Below are 15,607 nucleotides of genomic sequence, written 5' to 3' on the forward strand. Positions count from 1 at the left end.
GATGACGACCGCGGTACTGATGACACCGGATTGACTGCACAGCCAAAAGTGGACTTGGACGAAAGCCTCTTTTCGAACTATTGGTTGACCGTCAGATTTGTCTAAGATACCCGGGGCGGCTCAGTCCCCGGCCATCTTGATTGGGCAATGAGCGCTTTCCAATGCAGTCCCGGGGGTTGGTAAGCGTTCCAATGTCTCTGTACCAGTTAACGTTCAGCGTGCTGGCTTACGGCTCTTAAGCACATGCGAGGACCGCCACCTAATCTTACCGATTCTGGTGCGTTCACCGCACACTCAGTAGTGGCTCAATCGTCAAATGAAAAGCTGAAGCCGATCACTCTGTGATGCGCTACGCTCCAGCACAAACATCAGTGGAGACATCTTTATGAGAATTGTCGATTCAGTCGCCAAAGCAATTGCTGACTGGCAAAGTGGAGATTCTGAGTCGGCCATGCTGCATGCATGCAACGCAGTCAACGGTACAGCGACTAAAGCTTACAAAAGTATCGAAGGGGATAGAGCGAAGTTTACAACCTTGTTGCGTGATAATTACTCAATTCTTGGGCCAATGGGAATACCCGGAGTCGATTTGGACAAAACTCGATTTGGAGTAGATCTTAAAAAATCCAACCCCCAAATCAAGGAATTTGATTTGGCAGATTTGATTTATAAGATACACCGATGCAGCCACGGCCATGGAGATGAGTTACTTAAGGGTTTCGAATTGATCCCTGACGCCGCCGGCCCGCATGGGACAACTCATTTCAAATTGGATCTTGTGGATGGGACAGTCAGGTTAAGCGATCGAATAATTTTTGGGATGTTAGGTGTCGTGGTTTTTTCGCCAGTCAATGCGCACCAGAAATCTGATTATGAATACTTTTTGTCTTATGATGGGGTCGAGCTTCCGATAAATGAATGGTGGGGACGGACTCGCGATTTCTTGGAAATTGTAAATAGCGGGCGTAGCCCAGTTATAAATATTTATGAGTTTGGCTCGGACGAACCTGCACCTGCTCGAGTTTCCGGAGAGATGCATTTTAAATTGTTTGGAGAGTCGACTCTAAAATAGTAATTTCTGTACAAATTCCTCGGCCTGAGTCCGTTCGACCTGCGAAGCAGGTAAACTGCTTGCCGGTCTGATGACTGGGTCGGTTCGCTAACCACTCAGAGTCAAAAACTCCCAAAAACCCCGTACGCCACTATGGTATAGAAATGGATCTCGATGAAATCGCAGTAAATTACTATCATGATTCTTTGGAGCTGGCGCAAAAAGCATTAATATCTGGAGTAACCGTTTCCGGAGTCGCTTATTTCGTAGCTATATCAGAGGCGAGCAAGGCTCCCTATATAATTCCATTTTTGGAAATTGAAGTAAACTCATTAAGATTCTTCTCGACATCCTTGTTAATTCTTTATTTTGCGTGCGGCATGCTTTGCTTATATGGTGTGCAGAAGTCAATCGACAACTGGAAGCTTGTTTCAAATGAAGAGTTGTCGCTTAGATTACTTCATGTACCAAATATACTGTTGGTGGGAACCATTTCTCGAGCCTGCCTTTATGGGGGGCTTTTCATGGTTGGAGCCAGCCTGTCGTCACAAATTCTGGAAATTGAAGGATGGATAAATTCTTTGGTTGGCAGCTTATTGGCCTCTCCGTATTTCGTGGCGTTCCGATGTTCCTCGGATCTTAAAGACAATGCCAAGAATAAATCACTGGCTACCTAATAGGTGATTCAAGGCATTCTCCACGTCCATCAGGAAATGCGCATACCGCGCTCGCTTAGAGAATATCGGCTTTGGGTCGAATGTGAGCGCGCACGTAGATAGGGATTCGAACCCCTTCTTTCGTATCTGAGGGCCGCTCTAGGCAACAGAAAAAGGGATTACCGTGCTCAGCATAAGGCGTAAAGCCGCTTGAAACGGACCTGAATTTGCCCTGATTTTGCCAAAAAAAGATTCCGTTTGATGGGCTAGTTCCGGTAAAGCCTGCCCGCCAGAAATGGATCGGTGCGACCTTTCATACAGCGGCCTGACCTCCCTTTCCCGTCGACACCTTTTCGCGACCATCTGCAGCAACCGGGGGCCACGTGACTGCTATGCTTGGCTTTTCTCAAATGGAGACGATGTTATGCCAGGCGAATACTCAATGTCTGATCTACTAGAAAGGATCTATCACAACCAACTAGCCCTTGAGGCAGCGGTGATGGAGTTGACACTGTCGGTCGAAAAGCAGGGTTTAATAGAAGTTGGTGGAAACGTACGCGGCGCGCTGGACACTATTGGCGACAACGCTGGCCACATAAAACAGGCATTAGCTCGTTTGCGCTCTGCAAAATTCTGATTAGTCACTCCATTTGACTTCCATGCTGTTGAGAGGAGGTCGCCAATATCTTATTTACCGTAGGACAAAAATGAGTACCGACGCCAGAAATCATCATTACGTACCTCAGACTTATCTCCGAGCATTTACAGATGGGGAGTCGAAAAAATCAAAATTCACCGTTTTCGATGTTGCTACGGAAAAGCGATTTGAAACCGTCCCACGAAATGTCTGCGCAGTGCGAGACTTCAACCGAGTTTCTATTCCTGGGATGGACGCCAATGCTATTGAGTCTGGGATGGGTATTTTCGAATCCCTCATAGCCCCTGCCGTCGCGGAGATTAACCTGACTAATACGTTTGAGGGCGAGGCGAAAAATACCATCTTGAACCTTATGGCATTACTGGCAGTTCGGCATCCAGATCGACGAGAGAGCATGCGCAAGTTTCATTCTCAAATTGCCAAAATCACGATGGGAATGTTGCTCAATCGCCGCGAAATGTACGACAACGTTACAGCCGAAATGAGATCTGAAGGAATAATCAGTGAAGACAGCCCGTCCTATACTGACGTTAAAGCTTTCTTCGATGGTGGCCAATATGACATAGAAGTTACTAACGAAAGCCATCTAAATTCCGAGCAAACAATGCACGAAACTGCTTTGCCTCTACTTGCGGAGAGGAGTTGGATGCTTTATAGAGTCAATCCAAAAGACGGACACTTTATCACAAGCGACCATCCCGTATCCATCACTTGGCGTAATCCGTCCAACATTCCTCCCCTGTACAGACATAGCCCCGGATTTGGCATGCGTGATACAGAGGTGCTTTTTCCGCTAACAAAAAACTTAGTTTTGATCGGAATTTTCGACGGTGAGAGCGGATATCAAATTGCAAGCCCTTTGCTTGTAGCGGCAAGCAATTCCCGAGTGGCGAATTACTGCAGTAGGCAAATCTACTCGTCAAAGCGTTCGTTTACTGCTTTGAGCCCTCAAATGGAGATTATCAACGGACCCGATCTCCTTAAAATGCACCCGGCCAGTCGTTGATCCCTAGCGACGTCTGCCGATCCCCTCACGCGCGCCACTGCCACCAAGGCCAGTGGCTGTTTTCTGCCCGTAACGTATCGGATAATTCTGAACAAGATTGAATATGAAAAGACCGACGGATTGCCGGCCATAATTTCGACAATCGTGCAAACTTATTTCGTACGCTCTAATTGTGTGTAACGCAAATTCAACCGATATGACAACGAACAGTTATAACATCTAAACGGCGCCCAAATCTTATCCAACGGAACTGGAATCTTCGCCTCACACTCACAAGTCGCTGTAAAAACTTTCACAGGAACAAGTACTTTTGCACCTTCTTCTGTCACAACTTTACGGTATAGAGCATTGCACTTACTATTTCCACATACAGCAAACTCATCATTTTCGAACTCAAACTCACCGATGTGAACTATATTGCCGCAATCGCAGTTAGCGTTAATTACGTTTTTCGTCGCAAGGATCAATGTTGCACTTCGCACTCTCTCCAGATCAGCGATCATCGTAGCTAACGATTGACTCTGCAGGATTTTTGAGCCACCGCTGTCCCGTGCAGCATGGAGATAGCTTCCTAACTTATTGTAGTATTTTCTGAATTCCCTCCAGCTGACCGCCTGCGTACTTCCGACAGCAATCCACTCTTCTGGCAGCGCTCCATCTGGGGATGGGTAGCCTATGTCCATCTTTCCACTCTGATCAGAAAAAGGATCAAACGACGCCAAGGTTCTAATAATTTGATCGGGTTTCCATTCTTTTGATAAAGATCCCGGTACTACGTCGCCATATTGACTGAGTTGGCGATAAGCTATCAGTTCAAAGCAAAATCTTAGCTCTAAGCATGCGTATCGTAAGGAGTGCACCTCGTCACGTTCGACAAGCTCTTTTGCTCGATCAAGGTGTGGTGATATTTCAAACAGATCCACTGGCTTCCCTCCCATAGTTGAGCGAATCAGCATAATGCTCAAAGAGTAGCTAGTACACGAAAATCCTGTGGCGGCGAACGACAAAGCACGCCAGGTCAACAGCCATCCTCGATCAGTAAAGGAGCAACTTGCGGAAGAGGGCGGCCTAGATCTGGCCGATGTCGGCTAATCGCTATCCGAACGGCCCAATAGAACCCAGGATCGGAAAAGTTTTACCCCTTACCGGAGAAATCTTTCCGGCCCCTATAATCGACCCTTATTAAGGAAAGGAATCTCCGCAAATGCTGACGATTGATCCCCTCGCACTGGACGCATAGGCCGTTCATCTCTCCGGTTCTTAGCCCGCAGGCCAAGCGGTGTCAGACGCAGTAGACGCGCTAGAGACTGCGGCAAATGTGGGTAAAGAGGCTGAGCGGCTAGCCTGTCATAAAGCTTTGTATCGTGCCGCTGAAGAGCGAGAAGACGCATTTATCGACTTGGAAGAGGCTGTGCGCGGGGCGCTTTACGGGTCCGATGAAGATGCCGAAGAAGGCTAAACCTGATTCGTTTGGAGTAACAAAGTGAACTCAAAGGAGCCCTGTTCATGCCTCTCAATTCCAGTGAAGCCATAAAAGCACAGCGACTGGCGCGATTGCGCGAAGAAATTAGTGACTTACAGACCGACGGAGACCCCGAATCTTGTTCTTGGCGTCGGCCCATGATCGGGGGACGCATGCTTGAGCTGAAAGAGTTAGGAATTTTCGATCAAGACGATTTCGACGTATTCAATGACGAATTCAACGATGCGCTGTTGGCCAAGAAAATCGCGAGCAGGTGACGGCGCGTTACGAGAAACGTCCCGTGGCTGCGCGCTTGCCACGACCCTCGCCGCATTACCGCCCTCGGCTCGACAGAGAATCACTTCCCCCCTCGTCGCCTTACTCTCGCCTGAAAGTCACACCTAGATTACTGTATATAAAACCAGTACAAGGCAGTGAACCTTCTCATGAACTTCGATCAGGCCAAAGCGCTGAGGCTGCAACAGTGGCGCTCGACCCTCGACGACCACGACTTTCGTATGCAAAACCCTGAGGCCTATAGGCAAACACTTCACTCCATGAGCGCCACCCTGACGGCAGAAAGGGTAATTGACGAACTCCAGCGCTTTGACTTGAACGAGATGGCCAACGCCGCTTACTGGCATGCCGTTGAAGAACTGCAAACCTGTGCGGCCCACTATTGCGGTGCCTCGACCTACGACGTCATCAGCCACGGCAGCACCGAGCTGTTCGGTAAAATTGGTCGTTCGATTTTCTACGCCTCGGCGACGCTAACGGACGGTACCCGTCCCGCTTACGACGGGAAGATTTACCGCGATGCCAATGGAGCGGACTTGGTGCTCAACCCATCCGGCGCGGTGGGCAGAATCACTGGACTTATATTGACCCTACCAGATGGCCAAATGTACGACCTCATCGAAACGGGAAGAACCGTCGAGGGCGTCTCCCATGTGCCGATCGAGGATCCAGATCTCTACCGTGCCCTTGTGGACTTGGCCCAAATGGCACAGGAATGCCGAGACCTATGCGCGTTCGAAAAAATACGGCCATTTATTGACTTGGCCAAGTTTCGTTGCTGCCCTACATGCTTTGATCGATTCGACAAATGTGAGGATTGCTCAACCTGCTCGGGTAAAGGTTTTGTGACGAAGCAGGCCGGCACAGGTCAACCTTGAAGACATAGTCAGAGGAAATCATTATGTGCGGACGACTCAGCCAGTATCGGGGCATTCACGACTTTGTCGCGGCGCTGAGCATTCCTAACGTCTCGATCAACTATGCCGGCGACCAGCCTTTCGAGCGTTTTAACGCAGCACCGAGTACACGCCTCGCCCTCTTCCACCGAGAAGGTGAGTTTCTGCGTGCCGACATGGTTCGCTGGGGGTGGCGTCCGCACTGGGCAAAAGACCGTGCCGAGCCGATCAATGCCAGAGTCGAGAAAGTCGCCCATGGTCCATTTTTTCGCGCAATCTGGCCGCACCGGTAAATCATTGCCATCGACAACTGGTTCGAGTGGGTTGATGAGGGAGGCCCGAAGAAGCAGCCCTACCTCATACGTCACAGGGATCAGTCGCCCATACTTTGCGCTGCCATTGGGCAGTATCCAATCGCAGAACATGAACCAGGCGAGCACGATGGTTTTGTCATTATCACGGCGGACAGTGCAGGCGGTATGGTGGACATCCACGATCGCCGGCCGGTCGCATTAACGGCGAAACTGGCCCGTGAATGGCTGTATCCGGCCACGCCGGAGGAACGAGCCGAGCAGATGGCATCGCTCCAAGGTGAGCCGACCGAGGCATTCGAGTGGTTCAAAATTGACCGTGCAATTGGCAATGTGCGAAACCAGAGCCCCGATCTGATACTGCCGGCGGAGGAAGCACCTGCTGGTGATGAACTGTTTTAAGTCGACGTCGATGAGTAATTTTGGCGACCATCAACCTCGAGTACATCGAAATGATGCTGCGTGGCGTTTCTTTCTTCAAAGCGTTAAAGCGTTAAAGCGTTAAAGCGTTAAAGAGTTAATTCTTTAATTCTTTAATTCTTTAATTCTTTAATTCTTTAATTCTTTAATTCTTTAATTCTTTAATTCTTTAATTCTTTAATTCTTTAATTCTTTAATTCTTTAATTCGTTAATCGCTAATTCGCAGAGCTATTCCAACGTAAAAATTTTTCAACTCACATCTATCAAACCACGAATCTTATTCGTTGCCATACACCCTTAACCCTAGGGCAAAATTCATTTATACACCTATAGCCCGGGGGCACACTCCTCGCATACACCCATTGCCCAATGGCCAGTTCGCATCCTGATTAATAACATCCCGCTTGACGTCCCCCACAAATTAAAATTAAGGTATTACACGTCTAACGATACAAGTAAAAGCAGCAGCCGCACTAAGCACGTAAACCCTCTAACCACTTCGAGAAAGTCAATGAAGTTCATTAGCTCTGTACGACTGTGCCTAATCCTTGCCATTGAGACTATTCGGCTAATTCACTTTTTTGCCAAAAAACTCTTTGGTGAGGACTAAAACAATCCTCCCAATGCTTCCGGCGCCCAATTCATGATCACCAGCTCCCCGCTGACCTCGGTCTTTCCTTGCCTTTGATTGGTGTTGCAATAGCGGATATCCAATGTTTCGAAGTGAAAGCCCTCGAACACCCGGCGAATGTCTGGATGGTCGTTGATACTGACCATCACCTTGCCTTTGCATCGGCGCATGAAGTCGGCCATCCGCTCGTAATTCTCAAACGGAAAGTCCACCCCGTAGCCTGCGGTCTGCCAGTAAGGTGGATCCATGTAATGGAAGGTATGGGCACGGTCGTAGCGTTCCGCACATTCGAGCCAAGGTAGGTGTTCGACGTAGGTTCCAGACAGGCGCTGCCACGCGGCCGAGAGATTTTCCTCGATCCGCAGCAGGTTTATGGCGGGGCCAGTGGTCGCAGTGCCGAACGTCTGCCCGGTGACCTTGCCGGCGAAGGCATGGTGCTGCAGGTAGAAGAATCGGGCCGCGCGCTGGATGTCGGTGAGTGTTTCGGGGCGGGTCATTTTCTGCCACTCGAATACCTGACGCGAGCTTAGCGCCCATTTGAATTGGCGCACAAACTCTTCGAGGTGGTTCTGCACTACACGGTACAGCGTGACCAAGTCGCCGTTAATATCGTTGAGGACTTCAACGGGTGCAGCCTGGGGGCGCATGAAGTAGAGCGCGGCACCGCCGGCAAAGACTTCGACGTAGCATTCGTGGGGCGGAAAAAGAGGAATGAGACGGTCGGCCAGGCGGCGTTTGCCGCCCATCCAAGGGATGATGGGTGTGGACATTGATAGCAAGACCTTTACTGTATGGATAAACAGGTGCTAGGCTCGCCGCGCTTTGTGCACGGAGCGAGAGCCTTGGCTGGACTTGCAGGGATGTTCTGCAGGGACGGCGGCTGGGCTGGATGTTGACGCATCCACTCCGGCCGCTCTTTTTCACTTCGGTGTCGAGACTTCTTTGGCGTAGGCCTGACAGGCCGCCAGCGCAATCAATCCTCGGTCACCGTCGCCGGTGATGCCGACAATTCGTTGAGCATGCGCTGGGTCAAGTTCGGCTCTTGTGCCTCCATGAACCACGCCGCCGGTGCCGGCAACGGCTGACAGGCCGCCACCGCCTGGACCGAAGGGACCGGTGCTGAGTAGGACTGACAACCTGAGATTGGCAGTAGCAAGGCTACTAACCAGGAGCTGCTGAGCTTTCTGCGCATCAGAGAGTTTTCCATAATGGGTTTCATCGTTAGTTTTCAAGCGCCCCTCAAGAGCAAGGCGCTTGGTTTGTTCGGTCGTCAGAGTGGCCAGCACCGCGTCGACGCGAGCGGTGGCTTGTTCGGCGGCAGTGCGCGCCCGTGCCTCCAGCTCCTGGCCATAGCGCCAGTCTTGAACCACCCACGCGCAACCCGCAGCGGCACCGGCAATCACCATCAGCACCAGGGCGATCGCACAGGGACGCAGCGCCGGCGGAATCAAATCAAGGACAGACATAGAGCCTCCTTGGCGACCTTCCACAGCTCACGCCGCTCGGCGGCACCGTTGCCGCCGCCGTTAATCACTTGCGAGATGCGATCGAACTGGCCAGCGTCGGCCAGCTCGTTCAAACCGCGATCCCACCAGAACCAGGCCGCCGACAACGCGGCGAATTCGGCTTGTTCCAGCAGCTCGGGCTGCTCCAGCAATGGCAGGCCCAAAGCCTTGCCGCACAACCGGTAGTTGTCATGGAAGGTAATGCCGAGCAAACCCCGGCCCCGGTATTTGTAACCATCACCGGTGGCCTCAGGCCCGTTACCGTAACGACCGCCATACACGCGGTTGGCCATCTTTTCCGAGTTGCGCAGGTAACCCTGGGCGAAAGCCACTTCGGCCGGATCGACGCGCCCGTTGTGGTTGAGGTCAAAGCCATACTTGAACAACTGGGCGACCCGCTCAGCGTCCTTGTAATAGAGGCTTTCCGACAGCTTGGTCAGTTGCATGGACTCATGCCCGACCTGAGCAAGAAAAGCCGCTTGGCGCACTGGTGATCCAATGTCGAAACGCGCCATGGCGCGATTTAGGGCAGGCACAAAAACGCCCGCGACTGGGCGGGCGTTGGGGAGGATTCGCAGCAACTGCTGCAGAGTGAGAGGCATACAAACTCCAGGCATAAAAAAACCGCTCAAGGCGGCAGGGGACGCGCCAGGGCGGCGCTATTGCAGGTTGACGACTTTGACCGGCTTGGCCTCTTTCTTCTTGGCCTTCGCCGTGGCTTTGCCTTTCTTGCCGCCGTTGCACTCGACGGTGGTGGTCCAGCCCGACTGGGTGAATACCTGTTCCACTGAATCCACCAGATACTCGCCATCGAGACCGACCTTGAAGCCTTGGGCGTTGATCGTGACTTCGGCAAACAGATCCGTGCGCCCGACCATTTCTAGGCGCACGCCTGCAGTCGAACGGTTGAACGCCGCCAGGCGCGCTTTGGCGGCGGCCTCGGCGGCTGTCTTGTTGGGGTGAATGTGCCTATCGGTGTGCACGGCTGGCAGACCGGCCGGTGAATCGTCGTTATCCAGGGTGACCACCGACACCTTGCCGGTCTTCTTGTCCTGATGCTTGGTTGCCACGGCCTTGTGCGTGTTGCGATCGCCCAGGCGGAACTGCCAGCGGCTGACATCCCGGCGCGTCAGCGTGAGGGTGCCCAGGGGCTTGCCGCTCGCGCTTTCACCGCCTTGCCGGGGCATGACCAACAGTTTGCCGTCGCCGACTTTGGCGGTGCAGTCGTGCAGCTTGGCCAGGCGCGTAATGAAATTAAAATCCGACTCGCTGAGCTGGTCCGCCCGGGGCACTTTGGTGGCCACGTTGCACTCCGGCGCCCAGCCATTGCGCTTGGCCACGTCGGCCACGATCGCCGACAGCGGGACGTTATCCCAGCTCCCGCTGCGCGTGGTCTTGCCGCTGCCGCGCATGTCGCTGGCCTTGCCTCGGATCACGATCGTATCCGGCGGGCCGGAGACTTCCACCTCGTCGACCACGTAGCGGCCGAGTCGGGCCAAGTCCGCGCCGGCATAACCCAAAAATATCTCGATGCCGGCACCCCGGGCAGGCAACGCCACGGCGCTATCCCGATCGTCGATGCGCAACTCAAACTCGTCGGACTCCATCCCGGGTTTATCGGAGGTGCGCAGCAACAACAGCCGATCGTTGATCAGCGCCGTAATGTCGGCCCCATCAGCGACGATGCGAAAGGTGGGAGTCATGGATTTTTTCCAAAAGAAAACCCGCACAAGGCGGGCTAGGTCGGTGGGTCGTTACGCGTAACGCGGGGTCAGTCCCACAACATCACGACTTCCTCAGTCGCCACCGGCATATCCGGCAGCACGATCAGCAGGCCAGCGCGAAACGGTTGCGGCTCGCCGGCCAGCTCCGGATTGGCATCCAACACCAGCTCGACGCTGCGACTGAGGTGGCCATAGAAGTTATGGCAAATGGTGTCCAACAGATCCCCGTCAGACGTTCTGCAGGTCGTCGCCATAGCGGACAAACTCCAAGGTAAAAGCCTGTTTGCGTGGAATACCGCCCTGGAGCAGCGCGCTTTGTTCTTCCTCAATGCTTTTCAGGCACCAGTTGCCCAGGACGTGGCCATAACCAGTGGTCAGGCCCAGCGGTTTCAGTTGCCCGCCGATCCGGCGCAGTGTGTCGAGCTGCTTGATGCCGCCCTTGAAGCTCGGAAAGATCGCGCCCTTGAGCGTGATCTTTTCGTCCCCCATACCGACCGCTTGTTGCGCCGGTCGACGCGACAAGCGCTCTTGGGCCGCCCAACGGAATTCCGTCGATCGCCGCAGCTCGTCGAAAGCGGCCGTGTCCAGATTGAAGAAATACGGCTGCTCCTTGGGGTCGAGCGGCTGGATGATCAGCAGATGCGGGAACGGCTTCACAGCCTCCGGCGCCGGCGTGCTGATGCCACCAAAGGCGCCCGTGGGAATCACGTTGCCCAGCGCCGGGCTGATTTTGCCGGCGATCTTGTTCGCCGCCGTCATCGCCCGCCCGGCCTGATCCTTGAGAACGCCCAGGCGCTCGTCAATTTGTGACACCGCCCGGGTGGCCTTGCCGTAGGTGGCCACCACCTGGCCGACTTTCGACTGCGCCGCATTCACCCCGCGCAGGACGCGTTGCAGCTTTGCGCCGATCGCCGGGCCAATGATCGGCAGTCCTTCCAGCTCCGACGCAGCGCCGCTGATTTCGCCTATGGCGCCATTCACCGGGCCCATCATCCCATCCAGGCTGCGCCGTCCCGCCTCACCGGCAGAGGCGAGGTGTTTCAACCCGGCCTCCAGTTGCTCCATGTAGGGCATACCCCCTCCTGTTAAACGTGTGCTGCGTCATACAACGTGCGGCTAGACAACTGCTGAGTGATTTCGCGCATCTGCTGTTCCAAGAGCGGACGCAACTCACGGACCAATTGAGCCGGGTCTTTCACATCGCCCTGAACCGTCAGTGTCAGCGGTGCACTGATCTCGATTTTTTGCTCGACCTTCACCGGCGCCGCCTTTTGTGCAACCGCCGCCAGGAACGGCGCGGCGGCCTGCGCGGCCTTGGGCGTTTTCGGTACCGCCATAGAGCGCACCACATCCCCCGGACGGCTTTCGGCTTCCGGCAACATGGCTTTGGACGGATCGAATGCCGTTGGTGCACTGGAAGGCGCCACAGCTCCAGCTGGCAGTTCTGCCGGTGGGGGGCTAGACACTTTCACACTCAGCGACACCGGTCCCGGCGCCTCCGGACGGGCCGCTCTGGCCGCCGGCGAGCTGTTCAACATCACCGGCGCCGGTGACGGCACGCGCGGTGCCGGTTGCGGACGTTCCACCAATGGCGCAGTAGCGGCCGGGGCATTGACCACAATCGACGGCGCCGGTGTGTTGGGAACCGGCTGCGCACGCTCTACCGAAGGCGCAGGCGCCGCCGGCGGATTGAGCAACGTCAGCGGCGCCGGGGCTGGCACGCGCGGGGCAGGCTGCGCACGCTCCACCAACGGCGCAGGGGCTGCCGGGGCATTGACCACCACTGACGGTGCCGGCGTGTTGGGCACTGGCTGCGCACGCTCTACCGAAGGTGCAGACGCCGCCGGCGGACCGAGCAACGTCAACGGCGCCGGTGCTGGCACGCGTGGAGCCGACTGCGAACGCTCCACCAACGGCGCAGGGGCTGCCGGGGTATTGACCACCACCGACGGTGCCGGCGTGTTGGGCACTGCCTGCGCACGCTCGCCCGAAGGCGCAGGCGCCGCTGGCGGATTGAGCAACGTCAGCGGCGCCGGTGCTGGCACACGCGGTGCCGGCTGCGAACGCTCCACCGCCGGAACAGACGCGGCCGGGGCATTGACCCCCACCGACGGTGCCGGTGTATTAGGCAACGGCTGGGCAGACTCTACCGAAGGCGCAGGCGCCGCCGGCGGATTGAGCAACATCAGCGGCGCCGGTGCCGGCACTCCCGGCACCGATGGCGAGCGCTCCACCGTCGGCGCAGCGGCTGGGGCATTGACCACCACCGAAGGCACCGGCGCCGAACCTTGACGCTCAACCCGGGGCAGATCCGGACGCACCACCACATTCGCCGGACGTTCACCATCAGCCGGCGCGGTAGGTGCCGGCAAGGCCAACATTAACGGCGCCGCCGGCGGCTTGAATGATCCAGCAATGTCGCCCAATACCGGCGCGATATTCTGACCGGCATCGGCCATCATCAACGGCCCGGCGGTCGGCATCGAGGTCGACGGCTCATCACCGCCAAACATCGCTTTGCCCAACACACTGCCCAGCGCGTCACCGCCCATATTGCCCAGGGCCGCACCGACCAGGCCACCGACCACGGTGCCGATCACCGGCACCACCGAGCCAATGGCCGCACCCGCTGCAGCGCCGGCGATCGTGCCCGCGAAACCACCCACCGCCTCGCCGTAGCCCTCGGCCTTTTCATCTTTGGTTGTGGCGTTGTCGTAGGTGTCTTTGGCCTTAAACCCGGCATCTATCGCGGCCAAAATGGCTGGACCTTTGACGCCATCACCCAGCGGCCGACCACGACGAACCCGCCCGCCTTTGCCGCCCTTCTTGTCCTTGCCGCCGCTGTCTGCGCCGCCGGCATCCAGCCCGCTCCCACCGGCCGGCAAGTTGGTCACGATCACTTTTTGCGGGATGTTGGGGTTACCCATCAGCGAACCGCGCCCGAGGTTCATCAGGCCTTTGCCGATCTTCACCCCGTTGACCACGGTGCGCACCGTAATAAAGCCCGCGGCTACCGTGGCCACCGCCTGGACCAGTCGCGGCGACTCATCGGACACCGAGCTAAGCCCCCGGCCAACCGAGGCCAAGCCATCCGCCACGGCATCGGTCACGGGCCGCAAAGCGTCCCCCACGGCACGCATTGAGTCGTCCATGCCCTGGGCCATTTCGGCCCACTTCTGCGCCGACGTTTGCCGGCGTTCTTCCAGGTTCTTATCCAGAATCCCGGTCGCGCTGGCCGACTCCTTTTTTAGCTTGTCGTACAGATCCTTGTTCTGCATGTACGCGGTCAAGGCGCCCTTGACCTGCATGTCCGCAAACAGATCACCGGTGCGCAACGCTTGCTCCAGGGACACCATCATGGCCTTGGCTTTTTCCGGGTCCGTCTCCTTACCGATTTTCGCCGTGGCTTCGGCCATGGCGGCAGCTTTCTTCGGATCGGTCGCGGCGATGTACTTTTGCGCCAGGGCAAAGCTGGATTCCAGCGTCGACATACCGTTCTGCAGACCGGTTTGCATCGAGCCCTGATAGTCGATCCCTACGTCTGCATACGCCTTAACCGTGTCGCCGGAGCCGATTTTCTCCATCCAGTTTTTGAGGTTGTTCGCCGCCTCATCGGAGCCACCAGCGGTTTTCATTTGCACCTGCAGCATGGCGCCCAGTTGCGTCACCGAGTCCATCCCGGTGATACCCAACTTGCCCATGCCTGCCAGCAGCTCAGGGAACCAACGCGCCATGTCGGCCGCTTCAAAGCTGCCTGCCTGACCTTGAAAGGCGATCGCCTCCAGGGCCTTTTGCATCACGGCCGGGTCGGTGATCCTGGCGTTCTGCCCCAAGGCGTTGATCATCTTCGCCGTTTCGCCGCCATCCGAGCCTTGACCGATCACGAACTTAGCCGCCGTCGGGGCATAGTCCAGGGCCTTACTCAGATCCATGCCGGCACCGACCAGCGAGTTCACCACCTCGGCCACTTGGTTGCGGGCCATGCCCGAGTCCCTGGACGTCTCGATGATCGTCTTGGACATCTGCGCTTCTTGCGGCGTGCCGGCTATCCCCGCCTTGATCGAGATGTCCCGAATGATCGCGCCATAATCCGCGCTGACCTTGGTCGGAATCGCCATTACGGCGGCGCCGGCCGTGGCCTGGCCGAGCGTACTTTTCAGCCCGTCCCGACCCTCTTCAATCTGCTTGTGACCCTGAGCTTTTAGCTCAGCCTTGCGCGCGGTACGGCCCAGCGCTTCATAGGCCTTGCCCAGCCGCCCAACCTCAACGCCCTGTTTCTTCAGGCTGGAAAGGTTCGCCTCCAGCTTACGCAACAGGCCGGTCGCGCCCTTGTCACCGGAGTCATGGGCCTTTTTCCATTCATCCCGCAGGCGCATGGTGTCGCCAATGGTGTTTTGCAAAACACGCGCATTGGCTCCCACCGCCTCCAGTTGTTTAATCTTGTTTTTGACGTCCTTGAACGCCGCCCCCAAGGAGGCATTGACCGCCCCGCCAATCACCAGGCCGAGCGCTAACTTATTCGCCATGTCTGTGCCCTATACGTCGGGAGGATCAAGGGCGGCTCAATCCGTGAGCCACCAGACCATTTCGGAGAACGGCATGGCCATGATCTCGGCGGCCGAGAAATTAAACTCGGACGCCAAGCGCTTGGCCAAACCCTTCATTTCGGTGGGTATGAAGTTATTCGTCACTGACCAGGCGAAAATATCCGGCCTGCAGACGCGCATGGTCGACCAGTTTGAGCGCGACCAGGTCGTTTTCACCGACCTGTGTCAGCGAGGCAAACATCACCATTTCACGCTTGTCGTCGTCGCCATTGGCGGCCGCGTTGGCCGCGCGCAGGTCACGCACGCAGGGGGCGCGCATAAACAGCTTGTCGGTTTTGACATCGGTGACGTCGATCGGATACTTGAGCGTTACGGTAACGCCCTCGTCAGTCACTTCCATCCACTTCGGTAGAGCTTTGATTGCTTGAGACATGTTGGTTAA

At 55.9% G+C, this 15,607-nt stretch carries 15 protein-coding genes and 1 pseudogene; 7 read left to right on the forward strand and 9 right to left on the reverse strand.

The annotated features are described in order from the left end of the window. Positions 1-385: 385 nt before the first annotated feature. From ORL50_RS03275 to ORL50_RS03290, 4 genes are all read left to right on the forward strand, one after another. Positions 386-1,072 carry a hypothetical protein gene (locus tag ORL50_RS03275; RefSeq protein ID WP_266009792.1) on the forward strand — a complete coding sequence of 229 codons (687 nt, stop codon included), beginning with the start codon at positions 386-388 and terminating at the stop codon, positions 1,070-1,072. Between the two features lie 143 nt (positions 1,073-1,215). Next, positions 1,216-1,728, forward strand: a complete 513-nt coding sequence (locus tag ORL50_RS03280) for a hypothetical protein (protein ID WP_266009794.1) — start codon at positions 1,216-1,218, stop codon at positions 1,726-1,728. Between the two features lie 403 nt (positions 1,729-2,131). Next, the gene (locus ORL50_RS03285) at positions 2,132-2,344 is read left to right on the forward strand and encodes a hypothetical protein (protein WP_266009796.1); all 213 of its coding nucleotides are present in this window, start codon (positions 2,132-2,134) and stop codon (positions 2,342-2,344) included. Between the two features lie 70 nt (positions 2,345-2,414). Beyond that, on the forward strand, positions 2,415-3,371 hold the full coding sequence (locus ORL50_RS03290) for a DUF4238 domain-containing protein (RefSeq protein WP_266009798.1): 957 nt from the start codon (positions 2,415-2,417) through the stop codon (positions 3,369-3,371). A gap of 152 nt (positions 3,372-3,523) precedes the next feature. Here ORL50_RS03290 and ORL50_RS03295 read toward each other — a convergent pair whose 3' ends face one another. Then, positions 3,524-4,294, reverse strand: coding sequence for a hypothetical protein (locus ORL50_RS03295; RefSeq protein ID WP_266009800.1), 771 nt, complete (start codon positions 4,292-4,294; stop codon positions 3,524-3,526). A gap of 583 nt (positions 4,295-4,877) precedes the next feature. Here ORL50_RS03295 and ORL50_RS03300 point away from each other — a divergent pair. The 3 genes and pseudogenes from ORL50_RS03300 (at position 4,878) to ORL50_RS03310 (ending at position 6,739) form a co-directional block, all read left to right on the forward strand. Beyond that, positions 4,878-5,111, forward strand: coding sequence for a hypothetical protein (locus ORL50_RS03300; protein ID WP_266009802.1), 234 nt, complete (start codon positions 4,878-4,880; stop codon positions 5,109-5,111). Between the two features lie 168 nt (positions 5,112-5,279). Continuing rightward, positions 5,280-6,008, forward strand: a complete 729-nt coding sequence (locus ORL50_RS03305) for a hypothetical protein (RefSeq protein ID WP_266009803.1) — start codon at positions 5,280-5,282, stop codon at positions 6,006-6,008. Between the two features lie 23 nt (positions 6,009-6,031). Further along, positions 6,032-6,739: pseudogene (locus ORL50_RS03310) on the forward strand (SOS response-associated peptidase family protein). 625 nt (positions 6,740-7,364) lie between these two features. On the opposite strand, the gene ORL50_RS03315 reads toward ORL50_RS03310, so the two are convergent. The 8 genes from ORL50_RS03315 to ORL50_RS03350 form a co-directional block, all read right to left on the reverse strand. Further along, entirely contained in the window at positions 7,365-8,159 is a 795-nt protein-coding gene (locus ORL50_RS03315) for a DNA adenine methylase (RefSeq protein WP_266009805.1), read from the reverse strand. A gap of 150 nt (positions 8,160-8,309) precedes the next feature. Further along, positions 8,310-8,855, reverse strand: coding sequence for a lysis protein (locus ORL50_RS03320; protein WP_266009807.1), 546 nt, complete (start codon positions 8,853-8,855; stop codon positions 8,310-8,312). Continuing rightward, positions 8,837-9,496: a glycoside hydrolase family 19 protein gene (locus ORL50_RS03325; protein WP_266009809.1), complete on the reverse strand. Its 660-nt coding sequence runs from the start codon at positions 9,494-9,496 to the stop codon at positions 8,837-8,839. Before ORL50_RS03325 ends, ORL50_RS03320 begins: the two co-directional genes overlap by 19 nt. Before the next feature lie 57 nt (positions 9,497-9,553). Continuing rightward, a complete protein-coding gene (locus ORL50_RS03330) occupies positions 9,554-10,597 on the reverse strand; it encodes a phage late control D family protein (protein ID WP_266009811.1) in 1,044 nt (347 codons plus the stop codon). Positions 10,598-10,665: 68 nt separating this feature from the next. Then, a complete protein-coding gene (locus tag ORL50_RS03335; protein WP_266009813.1) occupies positions 10,666-10,872 on the reverse strand; it encodes a tail protein X in 207 nt (68 codons plus the stop codon). Then, the gene (locus ORL50_RS03340; protein WP_266009815.1) at positions 10,847-11,692 is read right to left on the reverse strand and encodes a phage tail protein; all 846 of its coding nucleotides are present in this window, start codon (positions 11,690-11,692) and stop codon (positions 10,847-10,849) included. The genes ORL50_RS03335 and ORL50_RS03340 overlap by 26 nt, the downstream gene beginning before the upstream one ends. Positions 11,693-11,703: 11 nt before the next feature. Then, positions 11,704-15,144, reverse strand: a complete 3,441-nt coding sequence (locus ORL50_RS28950; protein WP_323055218.1) for a phage tail tape measure protein — start codon at positions 15,142-15,144, stop codon at positions 11,704-11,706. 154 nt (positions 15,145-15,298) lie between these two features. Next, complete coding sequence (locus tag ORL50_RS03350; RefSeq protein WP_266009816.1) at positions 15,299-15,598, reverse strand: phage tail assembly protein; 300 nt, start codon at positions 15,596-15,598, stop codon at positions 15,299-15,301. Between the last annotated feature and the right edge of the window lie 9 nt (positions 15,599-15,607).

The sequence above is a fragment of the Pseudomonas sp. RIT-562 genome (assembly GCF_026241895.1).
GTDB classification, from domain to species: domain Bacteria; phylum Pseudomonadota; class Gammaproteobacteria; order Pseudomonadales; family Pseudomonadaceae; genus Aquipseudomonas; species Aquipseudomonas mandelii_F.

Coding starts and splice junctions, on each gene's coding strand:
- ORL50_RS03275 (WP_266009792.1), top strand. CDS start 386: ATGAGAATTGTCGATTCAGTCGCCAAAGCAATTGCTGACTGGCAAAGT.
- ORL50_RS03280 (WP_266009794.1), top strand. CDS start 1,216: ATGGATCTCGATGAAATCGCAGTAAATTACTATCATGATTCTTTGGAG.
- ORL50_RS03285 (WP_266009796.1), top strand. CDS start 2,132: ATGCCAGGCGAATACTCAATGTCTGATCTACTAGAAAGGATCTATCAC.
- ORL50_RS03290 (WP_266009798.1), top strand. CDS start 2,415: ATGAGTACCGACGCCAGAAATCATCATTACGTACCTCAGACTTATCTC.
- ORL50_RS03300 (WP_266009802.1), top strand. CDS start 4,878: ATGCCTCTCAATTCCAGTGAAGCCATAAAAGCACAGCGACTGGCGCGA.
- ORL50_RS03305 (WP_266009803.1), top strand. CDS start 5,280: ATGAACTTCGATCAGGCCAAAGCGCTGAGGCTGCAACAGTGGCGCTCG.
- ORL50_RS03315 (WP_266009805.1), bottom strand. CDS start 8,159: ATGTCCACACCCATCATCCCTTGGATGGGCGGCAAACGCCGCCTGGCC.
- ORL50_RS03320 (WP_266009807.1), bottom strand. CDS start 8,855: ATGTCTGTCCTTGATTTGATTCCGCCGGCGCTGCGTCCCTGTGCGATC.
- ORL50_RS03325 (WP_266009809.1), bottom strand. CDS start 9,496: ATGCCTCTCACTCTGCAGCAGTTGCTGCGAATCCTCCCCAACGCCCGC.
- ORL50_RS03330 (WP_266009811.1), bottom strand. CDS start 10,597: ATGACTCCCACCTTTCGCATCGTCGCTGATGGGGCCGACATTACGGCG.
- ORL50_RS03335 (WP_266009813.1), bottom strand. CDS start 10,872: ATGGCGACGACCTGCAGAACGTCTGACGGGGATCTGTTGGACACCATT.
- ORL50_RS03340 (WP_266009815.1), bottom strand. CDS start 11,692: ATGCCCTACATGGAGCAACTGGAGGCCGGGTTGAAACACCTCGCCTCT.
- ORL50_RS28950 (WP_323055218.1), bottom strand. CDS start 15,144: ATGGCGAATAAGTTAGCGCTCGGCCTGGTGATTGGCGGGGCGGTCAAT.
- ORL50_RS03350 (WP_266009816.1), bottom strand. CDS start 15,598: ATGTCTCAAGCAATCAAAGCTCTACCGAAGTGGATGGAAGTGACTGAC.